This window comes from Pseudomonas sp. TH31 (assembly GCF_016650815.1).
GTDB lineage: Bacteria > Pseudomonadota > Gammaproteobacteria > Pseudomonadales > Pseudomonadaceae > Aquipseudomonas.
The window spans coordinates 45,903-64,085 of record NZ_JAEKEZ010000034.1; the positions used below are offsets into that span (position 1 = coordinate 45,903).

The following is an 18,183-nucleotide window of genomic DNA, read 5'->3' on the forward strand; positions in this document are numbered from 1 at the left end:
CAAAAGACGCCATGAGCCACGTCTGGATTGCTGAGTGAGCATTGCGTCGATTGATCGTAAGGTGAAAAATTTGGAAAATATGTAACAAATTTAATGTTTTGGTGGCGGGTGTGCGGGTTTATTTAATGGGTCGGGTAAGTCCGCTCACAGGCCAGATTGAGAACGCATACGGCCAGGTCGAATCTGTACCAGAAAAAACCACTGTGCTTTTAAGACAAATCTTATAAGTGTAGATGTGCATCTGCTTTACATTTCTTATTTGCGAAATTGTCTTGGTCGAAAATACACCAGGTTATGCATCTAGTTGATTCTGGCGTGGCGTGACTCGTTGCTGGCTGGATATCGCGTAAGTGTCTAAACGAAGGTTTAAGCGGCCTCTATCGATGCAGTTTGTTTTGCAGGGGAAAGTGTTGGTTTTGTTTGTCTAATTATTACTGGGGGCGCAGTCCATGAAAAAAACAATGCTGAAAACCACTCTGGGTCTCGCCTTGAGCTTCGCATCCACCCAGCTCTTAGCCGCAGGGTTTGCCCTTAATGAACAAAGCATCAGTGGGATGGGCACCGGCTTCGCCGGGCGCTCGTCGGCTGCCGACGATGCCAGTACGGTGTTCGGTAACCCTGCGGGCATGTCGCGCCTCAAACGCGAACAAGTCACAGGTGGTGCCACCCTGATCGATGCGCATTCTGATATCAGCCATGCCAGCGCCAGCCCGAACGGCGGCACCAACAAAGGCGACATGGTTCCTTTAATTGCGGTGCCGATGGGCTTCTACGTCAAGCCTGTCAATGAGCAATGGGCTGTCGGTGTGGGCGTGTATGCACCCTTTGGCCTGGTCGCCGACTACGAAAACGGTTTTGCCGGAAAATACTTTGGCAGCAAGAGCGAAGTGCAGGTCATCACGTTACAGCCAACCGTCAGCTACGCCTTCAACGACAAGCTTTCCATCGGCTTTGGTCCGACTTTCAACCATATCGAAGGGACCCTGGAGTCCAAGCTCTCGCTCACCCAAGCCGCACCGGATGGCGACGTGCATATCAAAGGCAGTGACACGGCATTGGGCTACAACTTCGGGATTCTGGCCCAGTTGACCGACAGCACGCGCGTCGGCCTGACCTATCACTCGAAAGTGGAATACAAGCTGGAAGGCCACACCAAGGTCAGCTACGGCCTGCTGGCAATGGCGGGCCAGAACACCGATCAGAAGTACGATGCCTCTCTGGAGGTGACCACGCCGGAGTCGGTGGACTTTTCGGTGACTCACGCACTCAATGACCAGTGGACCTTGTATGCAGGCAGCACCTGGACCCGCTGGAGCCGCCTGAAAGAAATCAGCGTCAAGAACAGCGGCGTGCCTGGCGCTCTGGCAGGGCAGTTTGGCGAAATCACCGAAAATCAAAACTGGCATGACACCTGGGCTCACGCCATCGGTGCTTCGTACCAGTTGAACAAGCAATGGGTGCTGCGCACCGGTCTGTCGATTGACCAGTCGCCGACCAATAACGCCGACCGCTCCCCACGCATTCCTACGGGCGATCGCAAAATCCTCAGTCTTGGTGCTGGCTGGAGCCCGACCGACGACCTGACCATCGACGTCGCTTACTCCTATCTCAAGGAGGAGTCGGTCAAGGTCAACAACCGTAACGAGCGTGGCCAAGCCTACAACGCCGAGTATCAAAACCGGGCGAATGGTTTTGGTGTGGGCGCCACTTATCGTTTCTGATTTATGACGCTCTGAATAGGGCGCTAATTAAACACCAAACAGCCCCCGTTCTCTTGCGTTGAGGCGAGGGCTTTTTTTTGTGGTGGGTAGCATGCGAGCAACGCGGCTCGGCTACAGGCCTGCGCGAAATCTACTGTCGGGTGACTGCGCCAACGTGAGTAATTCTTCAATGATCAGCCGGACAGACCCCGCAGTTCTAAGAGTTTATCCGCCCTGCAGTCCGGTTGGCTGGCAGCCTGACGATCACTCACGTAAACGTCGCTTGGCCACGCTCGTTTGACGCACAAAGAAACGCCCCACAACGGGTTCTTGCCTGGATAGAAGGACCCTTTTTCATCACCGCCAGACATGATCCGCATCACAGCTCCAGCTTGTAGCCCACGCCGTAGATCGAGCGAATCGGATCATCACCGGGGCTGGCATCGTCCAGTTTACGTCGCAAGTTGCGGATGTGACTGTCCACGGTCCGGTCGGTGACGACGCGGTGATCGAAGTACAGTTTGTCGAGCAATTGATCCCTGGAAAATACCCGTCCCGCAGCGTCGCTCAGCGTCTTGAGCAGGCGCAGTTCAACCGGTGTCAGGTCAAGATCGATGCCGTCGAACGACGCACTGTAGCGCGCCTCATCGATGCGCAGGCGCACCGTCGCGGGTTCTTTCAGCAACGGACCACGGCGTAGAATAGCCTTGACCCGAGCCATGACTTCCCGAGGGCTGAAGGGTTTGCAGATGTAGTCATCGGCGCCCAGCTCCAATCCAAGCAAGCGGTCGATTTCCTCTACCCGAGCGGTGATCATGATCACCGGCACGGCGCTGAAAGTACGCAGCTCACGACAGACTTCCAGGTCATCGCGTCCCGGCAGCATCAGGTCCAGGAGGATCAGTCGCGGGTTGAATGCCTGCACGGCCGACACCACGTCCAGACCGTTGTCCACGCAATGCACGGTGTAGCCGTCGCTGACCAGGTAATCACGCAATAGCGCCGCCAGTTTGGGTTCGTCTTCGACCACCAGGATCGGCACGTCTTGGCTCATGGGTTTCAGTGTCCATAGGGTAAGTGGATGATCAGCCAAAGGCCGCCCAAGGGCGAAGGCATTGCGCTGATCTGGCCGCCGTGGGCTTCGACGATGTTGCGACAGATCGCCAGGCCCAGGCCTGCGCCACCGTAGGCCCGGTTACGTGACGCATCACCCCGGTAGAAGCGCTCGAACAGGCGCGGCAAGTGCTCGGGGGCCACGCCGGGACCGGTGTCGAAAAAATCGATGGTCAGTACCTTGGGCGTCGGTATCAGACTGATTTGCACACCGCCACCCGCCGCGGTGTAGCGCATGGTGTTTTCCAGCAAATTGCTGAACAGCTGCTGCAAGCGGTCGGCGTCGACTTCAAGCACATAAGGCTTGGCCGGCAGTTTCAGCTCCATGCTCAAGCCGCAGGCCTGACTTCGCTCGCGGAACATTTCAATGCTCTCGCTGAGCAGCGCGCCGACATCACATTTGCTTTTGCGGTAGGCGAGGGCGCCAACCTCTGCCAGGGACAGCCTCGTAAAGGTCCTCGATCAGTTTGCCGAGCCTGCCGACTTCGCTTTGCAGCGAACTCAGGGCGGTGCTGTCGAGGGCGCGCACGCCGTCTTCGAGCGCTTCCAGTTCACCGCGCAAAATGGCTAAAGGTGTGCGCAGCTCATGGGAAATGTCAGCCATGAAATCGCGGCGCATGCGTTCGTTACGTTCCAGGGTATGGGCCAATTGGTTGAAGTCCCGTGCCAGTTGCCCGACCTCATCCTGAGCGGCGACCGACACTCGGCAGCTGTACTCGCCGACAGCCAGCCTATGGGTGGCAGCCGCCACGCGCTTGACCGGGCCGAGCAGTGTCCGGGAAATCCACCAGGCAATCAGCGTGGCCAACAGCAAGGAGCCAACGCCGACGATCAGGCTGGTATGGAGCTGATAGCGGCGGAAGATTTCCCCGCCGCCCTCTGAAACGCTTTGGAACGGTGCGAGGGTCACCCAGCCCACTGTTTTCCCTTCGAAGACGATGGGCCGGGTGATCGCGTCGTCAGTGGTTTTCTTGTAACCGGCTACTCGGTTCTTTTGCGCATCGAGCAGGGCCGTGCGAAACAGAGCGCCGGTAGATTCCGGCATGATCGCATCTTCTTTTGGCACATCCAGCGGGAAGTCGACACCGGGAATGGGCCGCATCAAATCGAACAGCCGGCGTGGATCCTCTCGCATTGCATCCCAACTGCCTTCCTGGCCGTAAAACTCGGCCAACCGGGGCAACGCTTTTTCCAGACGTGTAATCCCCTGATCATTGAGGTAACCAATAAAGCCGCGTTGAAAACTCCAGCCGGTGGCAACGCTCATGGCAAGGATGACCAGCAACACACTGGCGAACACCGCGGCGAACAATTTGGTGGAAATACTCAGCTTCATGAGGACGCACAAGTCGTGGGATGTGTGCCATTTAGGCCTTCTGGTGCGCAGGATTCAAGGGCGCACGGCAATCTTCAATTTTCCTGCACATTTGCCACTCAACATGGTGTCAGGCCAAAGCCTTCCCTTTGTTGCAGAGGCACTAATGTCGATAAAAATCATTACCCGGTTTCGAGTGACCTGTGTGTGCGTCATGACGCTGATTGCAGTTTCACTCTTGAGCGGCTGTTCATCGGACAAAGAGCCTGTCGCTGCCAGTGTGCCCGAGGTCAGCGTGGTCACCATCAAGGCGCAAAGCCAGGTGCTGCGCACTGAGCTGGCCGGCCGAACCCAGGCCTTTATGGTGGCCCAGGTGCGTCCGCAAGTGGGCGGTCTGGTGCTGCGCCGCTTGTTTGTCGAAGGCAGTGAAGTCAAAGCCGGGCAGGTGTTGTACGAGCTGGATGCGGCGCCTTATCGTGCCGCCGTGGCTCAGTCCGAAGCGTCGCTGGCCAAGTCCCGCGCGAGCCTTAAGGCCGCGCAGGTCACCGCAAAACGTACCGCTGAACTGGCGAAGTTCGAGGCCATCAGTCGCCAGGACAATGACGATGCCCAAGCCAGCGTGCAGACGGCCGCGGCGGACGTGAAACTGGCCGAGGCGGCGCTGCAGATCGCCCGGATCAACCTGACCTACACTCGCATTGTTGCGCCGATTTCCGGGCGCATAGAAACCTCCACCATCACCCCCGGAGCACTGGTTGTAGCCAACCAGGAGAAGGTGCTGACCACCATTCAACAACTTGATCCGCTCTACGTCGATGTCACCCAATCCACCACCGAGCTGTTGCGTTTACAGCGCGAATTGGCGGCCGGCACCCTGCGTAGCGCCGCTGATGGAGAGGTGGACATGGCGCTACGACTGGAAGACGGCAGCCTTTACAGCCATACCGGGCGTTTGAAGTTCAGCGGCGCCCGCGTTAATGAGAGTACCGGCACCGTCACTTTGCGCGCCGAGATCGCCAACCCCGAGCGGCAACTGTTGCCGGGCATGTACGTGCGCGGTGTGCTGGAACAGGCTCGGGATGACCATGCGATTCTGGTGCCGCAACAAGCGGTGACCCGCGCGGCCAGCGGCACCACCTCGGTGTTGCTGGTGGTGGACGGCAAGATCGAGCAACGGCAAATCAGCGTCGGCAGGGCCGTGGACCATCAGTGGTGGGTGACTTCAGGACTGGCGGTTGGCGAACAGGTGGTTGTTGAGGGCGGGCAGAACGTGCGGCCCGGCAACCAGGTATCGGTCGTGGATAACGCCGCCCCGCAAGTTGCTATGACGAGGCAGGGCTGAGCATGGCGCATTTTTTCATTGATCGACCGATTTTTGCCTGGGTCATCGCCATCGTCATCATGTTGGGCGGCGCCCTGTCCATCAGCCAGTTGCCCCTGGAGCAATACCCGGACATCGCCCCGCCCGGTGTGCGCATCGTCGCGACCTACACCGGTGCCTCGGCAAAAACCGTCGAAGACTCCGTCACGCAGATCATCGAACAGAAGATGACCGGGCTGGATAACCTGCTGTACATGGCATCCTCCAGCAGCTCGGCGGGCACCGCGAATATCACCCTGACGTTCGCACCCGGCACCGACCCGGATGTGGCGCAGATGCAGGTGCAGAACAAATTGCAGCAGGCTCAATCGCGCCTGCCACAATCGGTGCAAGCCCAAGGATTGACCGTGCGCAAGGGCAGTGCCGACTTCTTGATGATGGTGGCGCTGAAGTCTTCGAACAGTCAGGTGTCCAGCAACGAAATTGGCGACTACATCGACAGCTCCCTGCTTGACTCACTCAGTCGCGTCAACGGCGTGGGCGAGGTGATGTTGCTCGGGTCCGGGTTTGCCATGCGTATCTGGCTGGATCCGGCCAAACTGGCCAAGTACGCATTGATGCCCTCGGATGTCAGCGCCGCGTTGCAGGCACAAAATACTGAAGTTTCCGCCGGGCAGTTGGGAGCGATGCCGGCGGTGGCGGGGCAACAGTTGAACGCCACGATCACCGCTCGCAACAAATTGCAGACCATGGAGGAGTTTCGCAACGTGGTGGTCAAGTCGACGGGTGATGGCGCGCTTGTGCTGCTCAGCGATGTAGCACGGGTCGAGGTCGGTGCCGAAAGCTATGACGTGATCACCACCCTCAATGGCCAGCCCGCGGCGTCCATGGGCGTGACTTTGGCCACCGGGGCCAACGCGCTGGAGGTCGGCCATGCGGTGAAAGCCAAACTGGCTGAGATGGCGCCGTTTTTCCCCAGTGAACTGAGCCTTGAAGCCGTTGTGGCTTATGACACCACGCCATTTGTCAGCCTGTCGATCAAGGAGGTCGTGAAGTCGTTGGGCGAAGCCATCGTGCTGGTGGTGCTGATCATGTACCTGTTTCTGCAGAACGTGCGGGCGACGCTGATCCCGACCATTACCGTACCGGTGGTGTTGTTGGGGACCTTCGGGGTGCTGGCGCTGTTGGGGTATTCGATCAACACGCTGACCATGTTTGCCATGGTGCTGGCCATCGGGTTGTTGGTGGACGACGCGATTGTGGTGGTGGAGAACGTCGAGCGGGTCATGGCTGAAAAGGCCGTGTCGGCCCTGGAGGCAACGCGCGAGTCCATGGACGAAATCACGGGCGCGCTGGTGGGTATCGCCCTGGTGTTGTCGGCGGTGTTCATTCCCATGGCGTTTTTCAGTGGTTCCACGGGGATCATTTATCGGCAGTTTTCGGTGACCATCGTCGTCGCCATGCTCTTGTCCGTACTGGTCGCCATGACCCTGACTCCGGCGCTGTGCGCCACGTTGCTACGCCCCGGCGATGTTAACCATGGTGCCCGGGGCGGGTTCTTTGGCTGGTTCAACCGTATGTTTGCGCGCAATACCGAACGCTACGAGGGCGGTGTGGCAAAACTTCTCAAGCGCAAACGCTCGGGAATGCTGGTGTACGGTTTGATCACCGTAGCGATGGCGGTGGTCTACCTGCAATTGCCGACAAGTTTTCTGCCGGATGAGGACCAGGGCACGCTGATGGCCCAGATCAAGTTGCCGGAGGGCGGGACCAATGTCCGCATGGATGAGGCCATGCGACAGTTCGAGGCGTACATGCTGGTACAGCCGGAAGTCGAGGCGGTGATCGGCCTTGCGGGCATGGGGATCGGCGGCAAGGGGCAAAGCACCGGGCGGGCGTTTATCAAACTGCGGGACTGGAGCGAGCGTACTGGCCCGGGCCAGGATTCGGCGTCTATTGCTCGGCGTGCCAGCCTGGCGATGTCCAGCGTGCGCGACGCCAGTATCTTTGTCAGCTTGCCACCGGCCATCCGTGGTCTGGGGCAGAGTTCCGGCTTCGACTTGCAACTCAAGGACCTTGGCGGGTTGGGGCACGATGAGCTGGTCAAGGCGCGCGACGAGTTCGTTCGTCTGGCCAACCAGAGCCCGTTGCTGCAACGGGTGCGCAGCAATGGGCTCAACGATACGCCGCAGCTGCGGGTCAATATCGATGATCGCAAGGCCGGTGCCTTGAGCCTATCCACCAGCGATATCAACAACACCTTGTCCGCAGCGCTTGGGGGGAACTACGTCAACGATTACCTCAATGAGGGACGGGTCAAACGGGTGTACATCCAGGGCGAGGCCGAGGCGCGGATGCAGGTCCAGGACCTGGACCGCTGGTTTGTGCGCAACAGCCTGGGAGAAATGGTGCCGTTTTCCTCCTTTGCCAGCGCCACCTGGAGCTATGGCTCGCCGCAACTGGAACGCTACAACGGTAGCGCGGCCCTGGGACTGGTAGGTGATCCGGCACCGGGCGTCAGCTCGGGCGAGGCCATGGCCGAGGTAGAAGCGATCATCAAGCAATTGCCCGAAGGCATTGGTCATGAGTGGAGTGGGCAGTCCTATCAGGAGCGCCAGGCCGGTTCCCAGGCACCCTTGCTGTACGCGGTGTCCATTGTATTTGTGTTCTTGTGCCTGGCGGCGCTGTATGAGAGTTGGTCGGTACCGTTCTCGGTGATATTGGTCGTGCCATTGGGGGTGATTGGTACAGTGCTGGCGATCCGGGCGACGGGGCTTTCAAACGATGTGTATTTCCAGGTGGGGTTGCTGACCACCGTCGGCCTGGCGGCCAAGAACGCGATCCTGATCGTCGAATTCGCCAAGCATCTGCAGGAACAGGGGCAAAGTTTGGTCGACGCTACCCTCACTGCCGCGCGCTTGCGTTTGCGCCCGATTCTGATGACGTCGCTGGCGTTCATGTTCGGCGTTCTGCCACTGGCCTTGAGCAGTGGTGCAGGTTCGGCAGGGCGGCAGGCTATTGGTATCGGTGTGCTGGGCGGGATGTTCAGTGCGACGTTGCTGGGGGTGTTTTTTGTGCCGCTGTTTTTTGTGCTGATTCGTGGGCGGTTTACCAGGAAGGTCTGAACGCCTCGGATCAGGGTCAAAGGCGGGCGCGAGCCTTGCCCCTCGGACACGGGGGGGAGGGCGCATACCGGCGCGTGCCAAGAGCTGCTGCACATTTTGATCATTAATTTGTCACTTACAGTCATTGAGCGACAGCGACGTGACTCTTAGTCTGTCCAACATGACTGACGGGGGCCGAAGAGCTCCTGCACTTTTTCCGTGATCGCTTGATGTGGAGTTACCGATGGCCGCCGCTCACTACCCGCACCTGTTGGCCCCGCTGGACCTGGGTTTTACCACGTTGCGCAACCGCACCCTGATGGGCTCGATGCACACCGGTCTTGAGGAAAAGCCCGGTGGCTTCGAGCGCATGGCGGCGTATTTTGCCGAGCGCGCCCGGGGCGGCGTTGGCCTGATGGTCACCGGCGGTATCGGCCCGAACGATGAGGGTGGCGTGTATTCCGGCGCGGCCAAGTTGACCACCGAGGAAGAAGCCCTCAAGCACCAGATCGTCACCCGCGCGGTGCACGAGGCGGGCGGCAAGATCTGCATGCAGATCCTTCACGCCGGTCGTTATGCCTACAGCCCAAAGCAAGTCGCACCCAGCGCGATCCAGGCACCGATCAACCCGTTCAAGCCCAAAGAGCTGGACGAGGAAGGCATCGAGAAGCAGATCAGCGATTTCGTGACGTGCTCGGTACTGGCGCAAACTGCCGAGTACGACGGCGTCGAGATCATGGGTTCCGAAGGTTATTTCATTAACCAGTTCCTCGCGGCCCACACCAACCACCGCACCGACCGTTGGGGTGGCAGCTACGAAAACCGCATGCGCCTGCCGGTGGAAATCGTCCGTCGCGTACGTGAAGCAGTCGGTCCGAACTTCATCATTATTTTCCGCCTGTCGATGCTTGACCTGGTGGAAGGTGGCAGCAGTTGGGAAGAAATCGTCACCCTGGCCAAAGCCATCGAGCAAGCCGGTGCGACCATCATCAACACCGGCATTGGCTGGCACGAAGCGCGGATTCCAACCATCGCCACCAAGGTGCCGCGAGGGGCGTTCAGCAAGGTTACGGCCAAGCTGCGCGGTTCGGTGAACATTCCGCTGATCACCACCAACCGTATCAACACCCCGGAAATCGCCGAGCAGATCCTCGCCGAAGGCGATGCCGACATGGTGTCCATGGCGCGGCCGTTCCTCGCCGACCCGGACTTCGTCAACAAGGCTGCCGCTGGCCGCGCCGATGAAATCAACACCTGCATCGGCTGCAATCAGGCCTGCCTGGACCACACCTTCGGCGGCAAGTTGACCAGTTGCCTGGTTAACCCGCGGGCCTGCCACGAAACCGAGCTCAATTACCTGCCGGTGCAGCAGATCAAGAAAATCGCCGTGGTTGGCGCCGGCCCTGCAGGCCTGTCCGCTGCAACCGTGGCCGCCGAGCGTGGCCATCAGGTGACGTTGTTCGATTCGGCCAGCGAAATCGGTGGCCAGTTCAACATCGCCAAGCGCGTGCCGGGCAAGGAAGAGTTCTTCGAAACCCTGCGCTACTTCAACCGCAAGTTGCAGACCACTCACGTCGAGGTGTGCCTGAACACTCGCGTGGACGTGGCGCAACTGGTGGCCGGCGGTTACGACGAGATCATTCTCGCCTCCGGTATTGCGCCGCGTACACCGGCAATTCCGGGCGTCGAAAACGCCAAGGTGTTGAGTTACCTGGACGTGATCCTTGAGCGTAAACCGGTGGGCAAACGCGTTGCCGTGATTGGCGCCGGTGGTATCGGTTTTGACGTCTCGGAGTTTTTGGTTCACGAAGGCGTTGCCACCAGCCTGGACCGTGAAGCGTTCTGGAAAGAGTGGGGCATCGACACGCATCTGGAAGCACGTGGCGGCGTGGCCGGCATCAAGGCCCAGCCCCATGCGCCGGCCCGCGAGGTGTTCCTGCTGCAACGCAAGACGTCCAAGGTCGGCGACGGTCTGGGCAAGACCACTGGCTGGATTCACCGGACCGGTTTGAAGAACAAACAGGTGCAGATGCTTAACAGCGTTGAATACCTGAAGATCGACGACGAAGGCCTGCACATCCGCATCGGCGAAACCGGCGAGCCGCAAGTGCTGGCGGTGGATAACGTCGTGATCTGCGCCGGGCAGGACCCGTTGCGCGAGTTGCAGGACGGTCTGGTGGCGGCCGGGCAGAACGTGCATTTGATTGGTGGCGCGGACGTGGCGGCGGAACTGGATGCCAAGCGGGCGATCAATCAGGGTTCGCGTCTCGCAGCCGAACTCTGAGGTTTCATAAGGTCCCCGGTAGCAGCTGTCGAGCCCCGGCGAGGCTGCGTTCGGCTGCGAAGCAGTCGTCAATCCAGCCCCTCGGTTTGTCTGCAACACCGCGGTGGTAGGTTTTACGACTGCTTCGCAGCCGAACGCAGCCTCGCTGGGGCTCGACAGCTGCTACGGGGGAGGGCTCACTGTAGACTCTTGTCTTTTGACAGACTGCGTAACGCCCATGCTTTCTCCTCCCGGCAACTGGCTACCCCAAGCCCCGCTCAACCCCCTTCATCTCGACTGGCTCACCGCAGCCGACATCCAGGTCGCCATCCTGCGCCTGGACCAAATTGACCCGCTGATCAGCGGCAACAAGTGGTTCAAGCTCATCGAACACCTCCACGCCGCAGACCACGCCGGCGCCGACGGCACCATCAGCCTCGGCGGCGCCCATTCCAATCACCTGCACGCATTGGCTGCAGCAGGCAAACGCTTCGGCTTCAACACCGTTGGCCTGCTGCGCGGTCATCCACAAGACACCCCGACCGTGAAGGATTTGCAGGACTTCGGCATGCAGTTGCACTGGCTGGGTTACGCCGGGTATCGCGCCCGGCACGACCCCGGTTTTTGGTTACCGTGGCAGGCGCAGTACCCGACACTGCAAGCGGTGCCCGAAGGTGGCGGCGGTTTGCGCGGGGCGCGGGGCTGTATGTCGCTCAGGGATCAGGTCACCGAGCAGTTGCACGGTTTGGGCTGGAGTGACTATGACGGTTGGTGGCTGGCCTGCGGAACCGGCACCACGTTGGCCGGATTAGTGTTGGCCGAGACGGGCGATCATCCGGTTTATGGCGCACTGGCGGTGCCCGATGATCATGGAGTGGCGCAGCAGGTTGAATCGATTGTGCGGGAGGGCGGATTGGCGAATCCGGCTTATGAACTGTTCGATGCCTGTCGCGGTGGATTTGCCAAGGTCGATCCGTTGTTGCTGGCGTTCATCGAACAGACCGAGCAGGCCAGCGGCATTCCCCTGGAGCCGCTGTACACCGGCAAAGCGCTATTGGCGCTCAAGCAGCAGGTCGAAATAGGGACATTCGCCAAAGGCACACGGCTGATCTTCATCCACACCGGCGGTTTGCAGGGCCGACGGGGCTTCACCTCATCACCCTGAAAAAATCATTACCCACTGTAGGAGCTGGCGAAGCCTGCGATCTTTTGATCTTGTTGTGATCGAGCCGAAATCGCTAAAGATCAAAATCAGGATCAAAAGATCGCAGGCTTCGCCAGCTCCTACAGGGGCAGGTGTTGTGTCAGTTGAACGCTTACAGGTTCGGTTCAGCTATTACGGCTCTCCCGCTTCGGCATCATCCGCAACAACGTGTTGTCCCCCACCACATAGTGGTGATACAGCCCGGCCACGGCGTGCAGGCCGATCAGCCAATATCCGATGGTGCCGCCGAGTTCATGCCAGCCCTGGATCTGCTTGGCCAGCGCCTTGTCCTCGGGGACCAGCAACGGCAGGTCGAAGCCGTAGAACATCACCTGATTGCCCTTGGCGCTGGTCACCAGCCAGCCGAGGATCGGCATGGCGATCATGAACAGGTACAACGCCCAGTGCATCATTTTGGCCAGTGTGGTCTGCCAATGCGGTGAAGCCGGGAAGATCTGCGGCGCCGGGCCCAGGCTGCGGGCGAACAAACGCAGCCACACCAGCACAAACACCGTCAGGCCCAGCAAGTAGTGCGACTCAGTGATCAGCGTTCGGCCACCACTGCCTTTGGGAAAGATCCCGCGAAATTCGATGCACGCGTAAACCAGTATCAACAAGACCAGCATCAGCCAGTGCAAGGTGATCGACACCGTGCTGTAACGTGAGTCGGAGTTCTTCCAGGGCATACGGGGGCTCTCCAGAGGTCAATGCTTAAAGTGCCGTTCTTGTGCGGCGCTGTGCTTTAACTGTAATCCTGTTTTGCCGGATTTGCCTGAGGCGATTTGCCCGTTCAATGCACTCGTTCAGCTAATTGACAACAAAAAAGCGCTCTTTTGTTGTAGGAGCGAGCGATGCGGCAACCCGACTTGCCCGCATCGCTCGCTCCTACAGTGAATCAGTTGGTTTGCGGCATCTCGCCTTTGGCCAGGCGCTTGTTGATATCGGCTATCACCTGCGGTAAATCGCTGATGGTGTCGATCATGTAGTGCGGGCGCGAGCCTTCGAACATTGCGTGGATACGCTTGCGCTCGCTGGCCAGTTCCTCGCTGCCGAGGGCCTGATAACCCGGGTAGTCCAGGCCCAGCGCGTTACCGGAGCAGATCAGCGCCACGGTCCACATGCCGGCGCGGCGACCTTCAAGAATGCCTGGCACGGTGTCGTCGATCTTCACGCAGGCGGCGACATCGTCGATCCCCAGGGCGATCACGTTGGCCAGGGCCTGAGCCGGCCATGGGCGGCCGTTCGGCACTTCGTCGGTGGCGACCACGTGATCGGCGACGTAACCCTTGGTAGCGGCCAGTTCCACCACTTTGTCCATGACCTGTTTCGGGTAGCCGGAGCAGGAGCCGATCTTGATCCCTTGCCGGCGCAGATTGGCGATGGTCTCCAGGGCCCCAGGGATCAGCGCCGAGTGCTCGGCGATTTTTTCGATTTGCAGCGGCATGAAGCGCTTATAGATGGCGGTGACGTCATCGTCGGTCGGTGTGCGGCCGAACGCCTTGCGATAACGCTCGGCGACTTGCGGTTGATCGCACAGGGTGCGGATGTGGTCCCACTTGCCCATGCCCATCGGCCCGCGGGCTTCTTCAATGGACACCTGGACGTCGAATTCGGCGAAGGCTTCGACAAAAATCTGGGTCGGCGCGAACGAGCCGAAATCGACCACGGTGCCGGCCCAGTCGAGGATCGCGGCTTGGAGTTGGGTTGGGTTGGTGTAGTTCATGTCTGGAATCCTGTACTTGGGTAGGGAGAAGCCCGTAGCAGCTGTCGAGCCCCAGCGAGGCTGCGTTCGGCGGCGAAGCCGTCGCCAAACCATCCACCACGGTATTTCGGGTGGATCGCGTCGCCAGGGTTTACGACGGCTGCGCCGCCGAACGCAGCCTCGCTGGGGCTCGACAGCTGCTACGGAGCGGTGTGCGTCAGATCTCGAACACTTCCATTTCCTGCAACACTTGGGCAATCGCCGCCACGGCCGCGTGCATCTGCGGCGGGTTCACATGGCCGATGCAGCCGACACGGAAGGTTTCGACCTGGGTCAATTTGCCCGGATAAAGAATGAAACCCTTGGCCTTGACCCGTTCGTAGAATTCCTTGAACTGGTAGCGCGGGTCTTTCGGCGCGTGGAAGGTGACGATGATCGGCGCCTGGATCGCGGCGGGCAGGAAGCTGCGCAAGCCGAGTTTGGCCATGTCATCCAGCAGCACCTGGCAGTTGTTGGCGTAGCGCTGATGCCGGGCCGGCAAACCGCCTTCTTCGTGGTATTGCAGCAGGGCTTCGTGTAACGCCGCGACCACGTGGGTCGGCGGGGTGAAGCGCCATTGGCCGGTCTTGGCCATGTAGGTGTGCTGGTCGAACAAGTCCATCGCCAGCGAATGTGAGTTGCCGGCGGCAGTCGCCAGGGATTCTTTGCGAGCGAAGACGAAACCCATCCCCGGCACACCTTCCAGGCATTTGCCCGAGGCGGCGATCAGCGCGTCGAATGGCACCTGCTGCGCATCGATTGGCAGGGCGCCAAAGGAACTCATGGCGTCGATGATCAGGCGTTTGCCCTGTTGCGCAATAACCTGAGCGATTTGCGGCAGCGGGTTGAGGATGCCGGTGCTGGTTTCGCAATGAATCAGTGCGACGTGGGTGATGCCCGGATCAGCCCGCAGCAGGCGATCAACGTCAGCAGCGGTGGTCGGTTCGTCTTCGGCGGTTTCGAAGGTGCTGAACGAGCGGTCGAGCACTTCGCAGATCTTTGCCAGGCGTTTGCCGTAGGCGCCGTTGATCAGCACCAGGACTTTGCCGTCACGCGGCACCAGCGTGCCGATTGCCGCTTCGACCGCGAAGGTGCCGCTGCCTTGCAGGGGCACGCAGTGATGGCTGTCGGCACCGTTGATGATCGACAGCAGTTGCTCGCAGACGCTGGCGGTCAATTGGTTGAAGCGGTCATCCCATGAACCCCAGTCGACCATCATCGACTGACGGGTGCGGCGCGACGTGGTCAATGGGCCGGGGGTGAGTAGGATGGGTTCGGCAGTACTCATTCTCGTGTCCTCGCAATCGATGGGATGAACCTACGGGGCTTAAATTGCAATTTGCCGTCGCATCAATCAAATTGTTTATTGTTATGCCAACCATCAGTGAGAGTTATTCATGAATCTGTTCCAGCTCCGCGCCTTCGATGCGGTGGCCCGCGAGGGCAGCTTTACCCGTGCCGCCGCGCGACTGTTCATCAGCCAACCGGCGGTCACCGGGCACATCAAGGCGCTGGAGGAGCACTACCAGATCACCCTGTTGCGCCGCACCGCCCGAAGGGTGGAGTTGACGGAGGAGGGCACCAAACTGGCGGCGATCACCCGGGCGATGTTCGGCCTGGCCGAAGAGGCGCAGGTGATGCTGGAAGCCAACCGGCAATTGCTCACCGGGCGCCTGGAAGTGGCGGCGGACGGGCCGCACATGGTCATGCCGATGCTCGCCAGTTTGCGTGCGCGGTATCCGGGGATCACCGTGAACTTGCGTTTGGGCAACGCTCAGGAAACCCTGTCGGCGCTGTTGTCCGAACATGCCGACGTGGCAGTGCTGACCCAGGTTGAACCGCGCAAGGGCCTGCATCTGCAAGCCTTGAGCGAATCACGGATCTGCGCGCTGGTGCCCGCCGGCCATCCGTGGGCGCAGCGTTCGAAGGACGTGCCGCTCAAGGAACTGGACCAGGTGATCATGGTGTTGCGTGAGCCGAGTTCGATTACCCGGCGTACGTTTGATGAGGCGTGCAGTCAGGCGAAGGTCAGCCCGCGGGTGTTGCTGGAACTGGACAGCCGTGAGGCGGTGACCGAGGCTGTCGCCGCTGAGTTGGGGGTTGGCGTGGTGTCGTCAGTGGAAGTCAGCCATGACCCGCGGGTGGTGGCGGTGTCGATTATGGGCGAAGGGTTGGTTAACCGGCACATGATCGGGTGCATGGAGCGGCGGCGGGATTTGCGCTTGATTCAGGCGTTTCTCGATTTGGCGCCCAAGGGATGAGAAAACGATAAATCTCGGCGTAGGAGCTGCCGAAGGCTCGGGCCGCGTTCGGCAGCACCTACACGGGAGTATGGTCAAACCAAACTCTCACGCACCATCTCCAGAAACGTTGCCACCACCCGCCGCGAACTCTGCTTGCGCAAGCACACCAGCGTCTCGGTCAGCCGCCGTTTGCAGTCGGTAATCGGCAACGCACAAATCCGCGAATCTGCACCAAACTCCGCGGCCGACACCACCCCGACTCCAATCCCGACCACCACCGCTTCGCGCGCCGCTTCCCGGCCTTCGACCTGAATCGCCGGACGAATTCGAAACCCGGCCCCGGCCATTTCCTCTTCCAGGGGCTGGCGCGTCACCGAACCGATTTCCCGCAGTACCGGTGGCGTGTCGTCCAGGTCCGCCAGGCAGATGGACTCGCGACTCGCCCACGGATGATTGCGTGAGACGAACGCGACGAAATTCGCCGCGGCGGCGGGGAAGGCTGATAAGGGGTGAGTCACAGGGTTCTTTTAAAGCCTGACACTGACCCTGTGGCTCAATCTCTAATCCAGGTGGGCATCAGGGTATATCCGGGCGATTGACCAGCCAATCGAGCAGCAGGCCCGTGTCGCCGCGCGGTGGCGGGGTGCGGGTGCGGTGTGGGGGCAGCAGTCTTGAGCCGGTGTAAAGGATCGGTCGGTCCGGGTCGCTGTCGAGAAAACTGATGTACACGTCAGTGCCGGCAACGGGGAGCCTGGACGAGGCGTTGGACGCACCGATGGCCACCGGGAGCCAGAGGCCCGCCGGCTCCTGCGCAGGCTGTCCCGGCCACAGGCTGACCTGAATCCGGCCCTGTTTATCGAGTGCCGCCGGCTGCCCGGGCTCGCCCAGCACCTGAGCGGGTTGAAAGCCAGGAATGTTCGGCCGGGGTTGCTTGAGCGCGGGCCGGAATACCGTTGACCAGGGAATGGCGCGAAACCGGTTGCAGTAGCCGGGGACTGCAAAGGGTTTGTCTGGAGCGAGGATCGAGGGTTGTTGCCCTTGGTGCCGGATCTCGGTGAGCAGCCATTGGTCGTTGAAGCTCGCCACCGGGTGTTGCTCCACCTGCACGATGCGTCCGCTGAGCAATCCTGTCTGGTCGCTTTGTCCATGGATTTGTCGGTGTTGGCAGCGCAGCCGTTCCAGCGTCCGGCGACTGCGTTGATCGCCATGCAATTGCCCGGCAGCAGGATGCGTGCTCAACAGGTTTTTGCCGATCAGTGGATGATTGGCCGCACCAAAGCTGACGGTGGCTGAGCTTCTGTCGTGAATCAATCTCTGCGGCAGGATCAACGGCGAGTCGTGGCGTTGAAACAATTCGTGGATCGCGGCAAAGGCCGGTTCCTCAAGCGGATCGCCATGGAAAGGTGTCAGCACCGGGGCCTGGGGGAAACTCAGGCTGTCATCGGCCAGCACCAGCACATGCCCGTCGCGGCGGTGTTCAAAGTGATAGTGGATGCCTTCTTCTTCGCAGAGCCTGTGCAGCAAGGCCAGATCGGTTTCTTCGTATTGAATGCAAAAGGGCCGCACGGGATAGTGCCCGGTGCTGAGTTCAAAACGGTAGCCGTACTCGGGCAACGAGTGTTCTTCCAATAACTGACGCAAAATCGCCGGCACGTTGAGCTGATGAAATACCCGCCGGGTGCGCTGTTGTTCAAGGCGTTGCAGGTGCGGTACCAGCATCAGTCGGTAGCCTGTCCGGTGCGGGCCACGGTGCTCGTGACTGGCACTGTGCAAAATACCGTGAATGCCCTGGCCGTCACCGAGGCTCAGAAAGGCCGGTCGTTGCAGCAGTCGCTCGAGGCTCATTGCCGGGGCCAGGCCGATCACTTCGATGTCGAACCGATAGGGCTGGTTGAGGCCTTCTTGGCCGCTGAACCGTAACACCTGCCAACTCAAATCATCCTCGACCAGGGTCAGGATGAAGGGACTTTCCTTGTCGTTATGCATTGCGTGTGCTTCTGCCATGAAATTCGGGGCGCAGAGGGTACGAAACCACGGCCCTGAATAGTCATCGCAAATCGACTTTTCAGATTTTCCCTATACGCAGTGTTGAAGATGCCGATGGCATGCCGGTCAACAGGATGGAATTTTTGGTCGATTGCCGACTTTAGGCCGTATAAACTTGCGGCCATGCGTCGGC

Annotated in this window: 11 protein-coding genes and 2 pseudogenes; 6 read left to right on the plus strand and 7 right to left on the minus strand. The window is 60.1% G+C overall.

Annotated features, from left to right (window positions below):
• Window positions 1-449 precede the first annotated feature (449 nt).
• Window positions 450-1,721, plus strand: coding sequence for an OmpP1/FadL family transporter (locus JFV26_RS28705; protein ID WP_201197059.1), 1,272 nt, complete (start codon window positions 450-452; stop codon window positions 1,719-1,721).
• Window positions 1,722-2,079: 358 nt separating this feature from the next.
• Here JFV26_RS28705 and JFV26_RS28710 read toward each other — a convergent pair whose 3' ends face one another.
• A complete protein-coding gene (locus JFV26_RS28710) occupies window positions 2,080-2,754 on the minus strand; it encodes a response regulator (RefSeq protein WP_201197060.1) in 675 nt (224 codons plus the stop codon).
• A gap of 5 nt (window positions 2,755-2,759) precedes the next feature.
• A pseudogene (locus JFV26_RS28715) lies at window positions 2,760-4,149 on the minus strand (ATP-binding protein).
• A 145-nt stretch (window positions 4,150-4,294) separates the two neighbouring features.
• Between JFV26_RS28715 and JFV26_RS28720 the strand changes: the two are divergent.
• The 4 genes from JFV26_RS28720 (at window position 4,295) to JFV26_RS28735 (ending at window position 11,981) form a co-directional block, all read left to right on the plus strand.
• Window positions 4,295-5,470: an efflux RND transporter periplasmic adaptor subunit gene (locus tag JFV26_RS28720; protein WP_201197061.1), complete on the plus strand. Its 1,176-nt coding sequence runs from the start codon at window positions 4,295-4,297 to the stop codon at window positions 5,468-5,470.
• 2 nt (window positions 5,471-5,472) lie between these two features.
• The gene (locus tag JFV26_RS28725; RefSeq protein WP_201197062.1) at window positions 5,473-8,574 is read left to right on the plus strand and encodes an efflux RND transporter permease subunit; all 3,102 of its coding nucleotides are present in this window, start codon (window positions 5,473-5,475) and stop codon (window positions 8,572-8,574) included.
• A 223-nt stretch (window positions 8,575-8,797) separates the two neighbouring features.
• Window positions 8,798-10,837 carry an oxidoreductase gene (locus tag JFV26_RS28730; protein WP_201197063.1) on the plus strand — a complete coding sequence of 680 codons (2,040 nt, stop codon included), beginning with the start codon at window positions 8,798-8,800 and terminating at the stop codon, window positions 10,835-10,837.
• Between the two features lie 217 nt (window positions 10,838-11,054).
• On the plus strand, window positions 11,055-11,981 hold the full coding sequence (locus tag JFV26_RS28735; protein WP_201197064.1) for a 1-aminocyclopropane-1-carboxylate deaminase/D-cysteine desulfhydrase: 927 nt from the start codon (window positions 11,055-11,057) through the stop codon (window positions 11,979-11,981).
• Window positions 11,982-12,145: 164 nt separating this feature from the next.
• Here the strand turns inward: JFV26_RS28735 and JFV26_RS28740 are convergent, their stop codons facing one another.
• The 3 genes from JFV26_RS28740 to JFV26_RS28750 form a co-directional block, all read right to left on the minus strand.
• Window positions 12,146-12,706, minus strand: coding sequence for a cytochrome b (locus JFV26_RS28740; RefSeq protein ID WP_201197065.1), 561 nt, complete (start codon window positions 12,704-12,706; stop codon window positions 12,146-12,148).
• Between the two features lie 209 nt (window positions 12,707-12,915).
• Window positions 12,916-13,743: a phosphonoacetaldehyde hydrolase gene (gene phnX / locus JFV26_RS28745; RefSeq protein ID WP_201197066.1), complete on the minus strand. Its 828-nt coding sequence runs from the start codon at window positions 13,741-13,743 to the stop codon at window positions 12,916-12,918.
• 196 nt (window positions 13,744-13,939) lie between these two features.
• Window positions 13,940-15,049 (minus strand): 2-aminoethylphosphonate--pyruvate transaminase, encoded by a 1,110-nt coding sequence (locus JFV26_RS28750; RefSeq protein ID WP_201197067.1) that lies wholly within the window; start codon window positions 15,047-15,049, stop codon window positions 13,940-13,942.
• A 109-nt stretch (window positions 15,050-15,158) separates the two neighbouring features.
• Here JFV26_RS28750 and JFV26_RS28755 point away from each other — a divergent pair, with 109 nt between their 5' ends.
• Window positions 15,159-16,022 carry a LysR substrate-binding domain-containing protein gene (locus JFV26_RS28755; RefSeq protein ID WP_201197068.1) on the plus strand — a complete coding sequence of 288 codons (864 nt, stop codon included), beginning with the start codon at window positions 15,159-15,161 and terminating at the stop codon, window positions 16,020-16,022.
• 74 nt (window positions 16,023-16,096) lie between these two features.
• Here the strand turns inward: JFV26_RS28755 and JFV26_RS28760 are convergent.
• Window positions 16,097-16,477, minus strand: a pseudogene (locus JFV26_RS28760) (LysR substrate-binding domain-containing protein); the annotation flags it as partial.
• A gap of 103 nt (window positions 16,478-16,580) precedes the next feature.
• Window positions 16,581-17,990: a type VI secretion system Vgr family protein gene (locus JFV26_RS28765; protein ID WP_201197069.1), complete on the minus strand. Its 1,410-nt coding sequence runs from the start codon at window positions 17,988-17,990 to the stop codon at window positions 16,581-16,583.
• Window positions 17,991-18,183 lie beyond the last annotated feature (193 nt).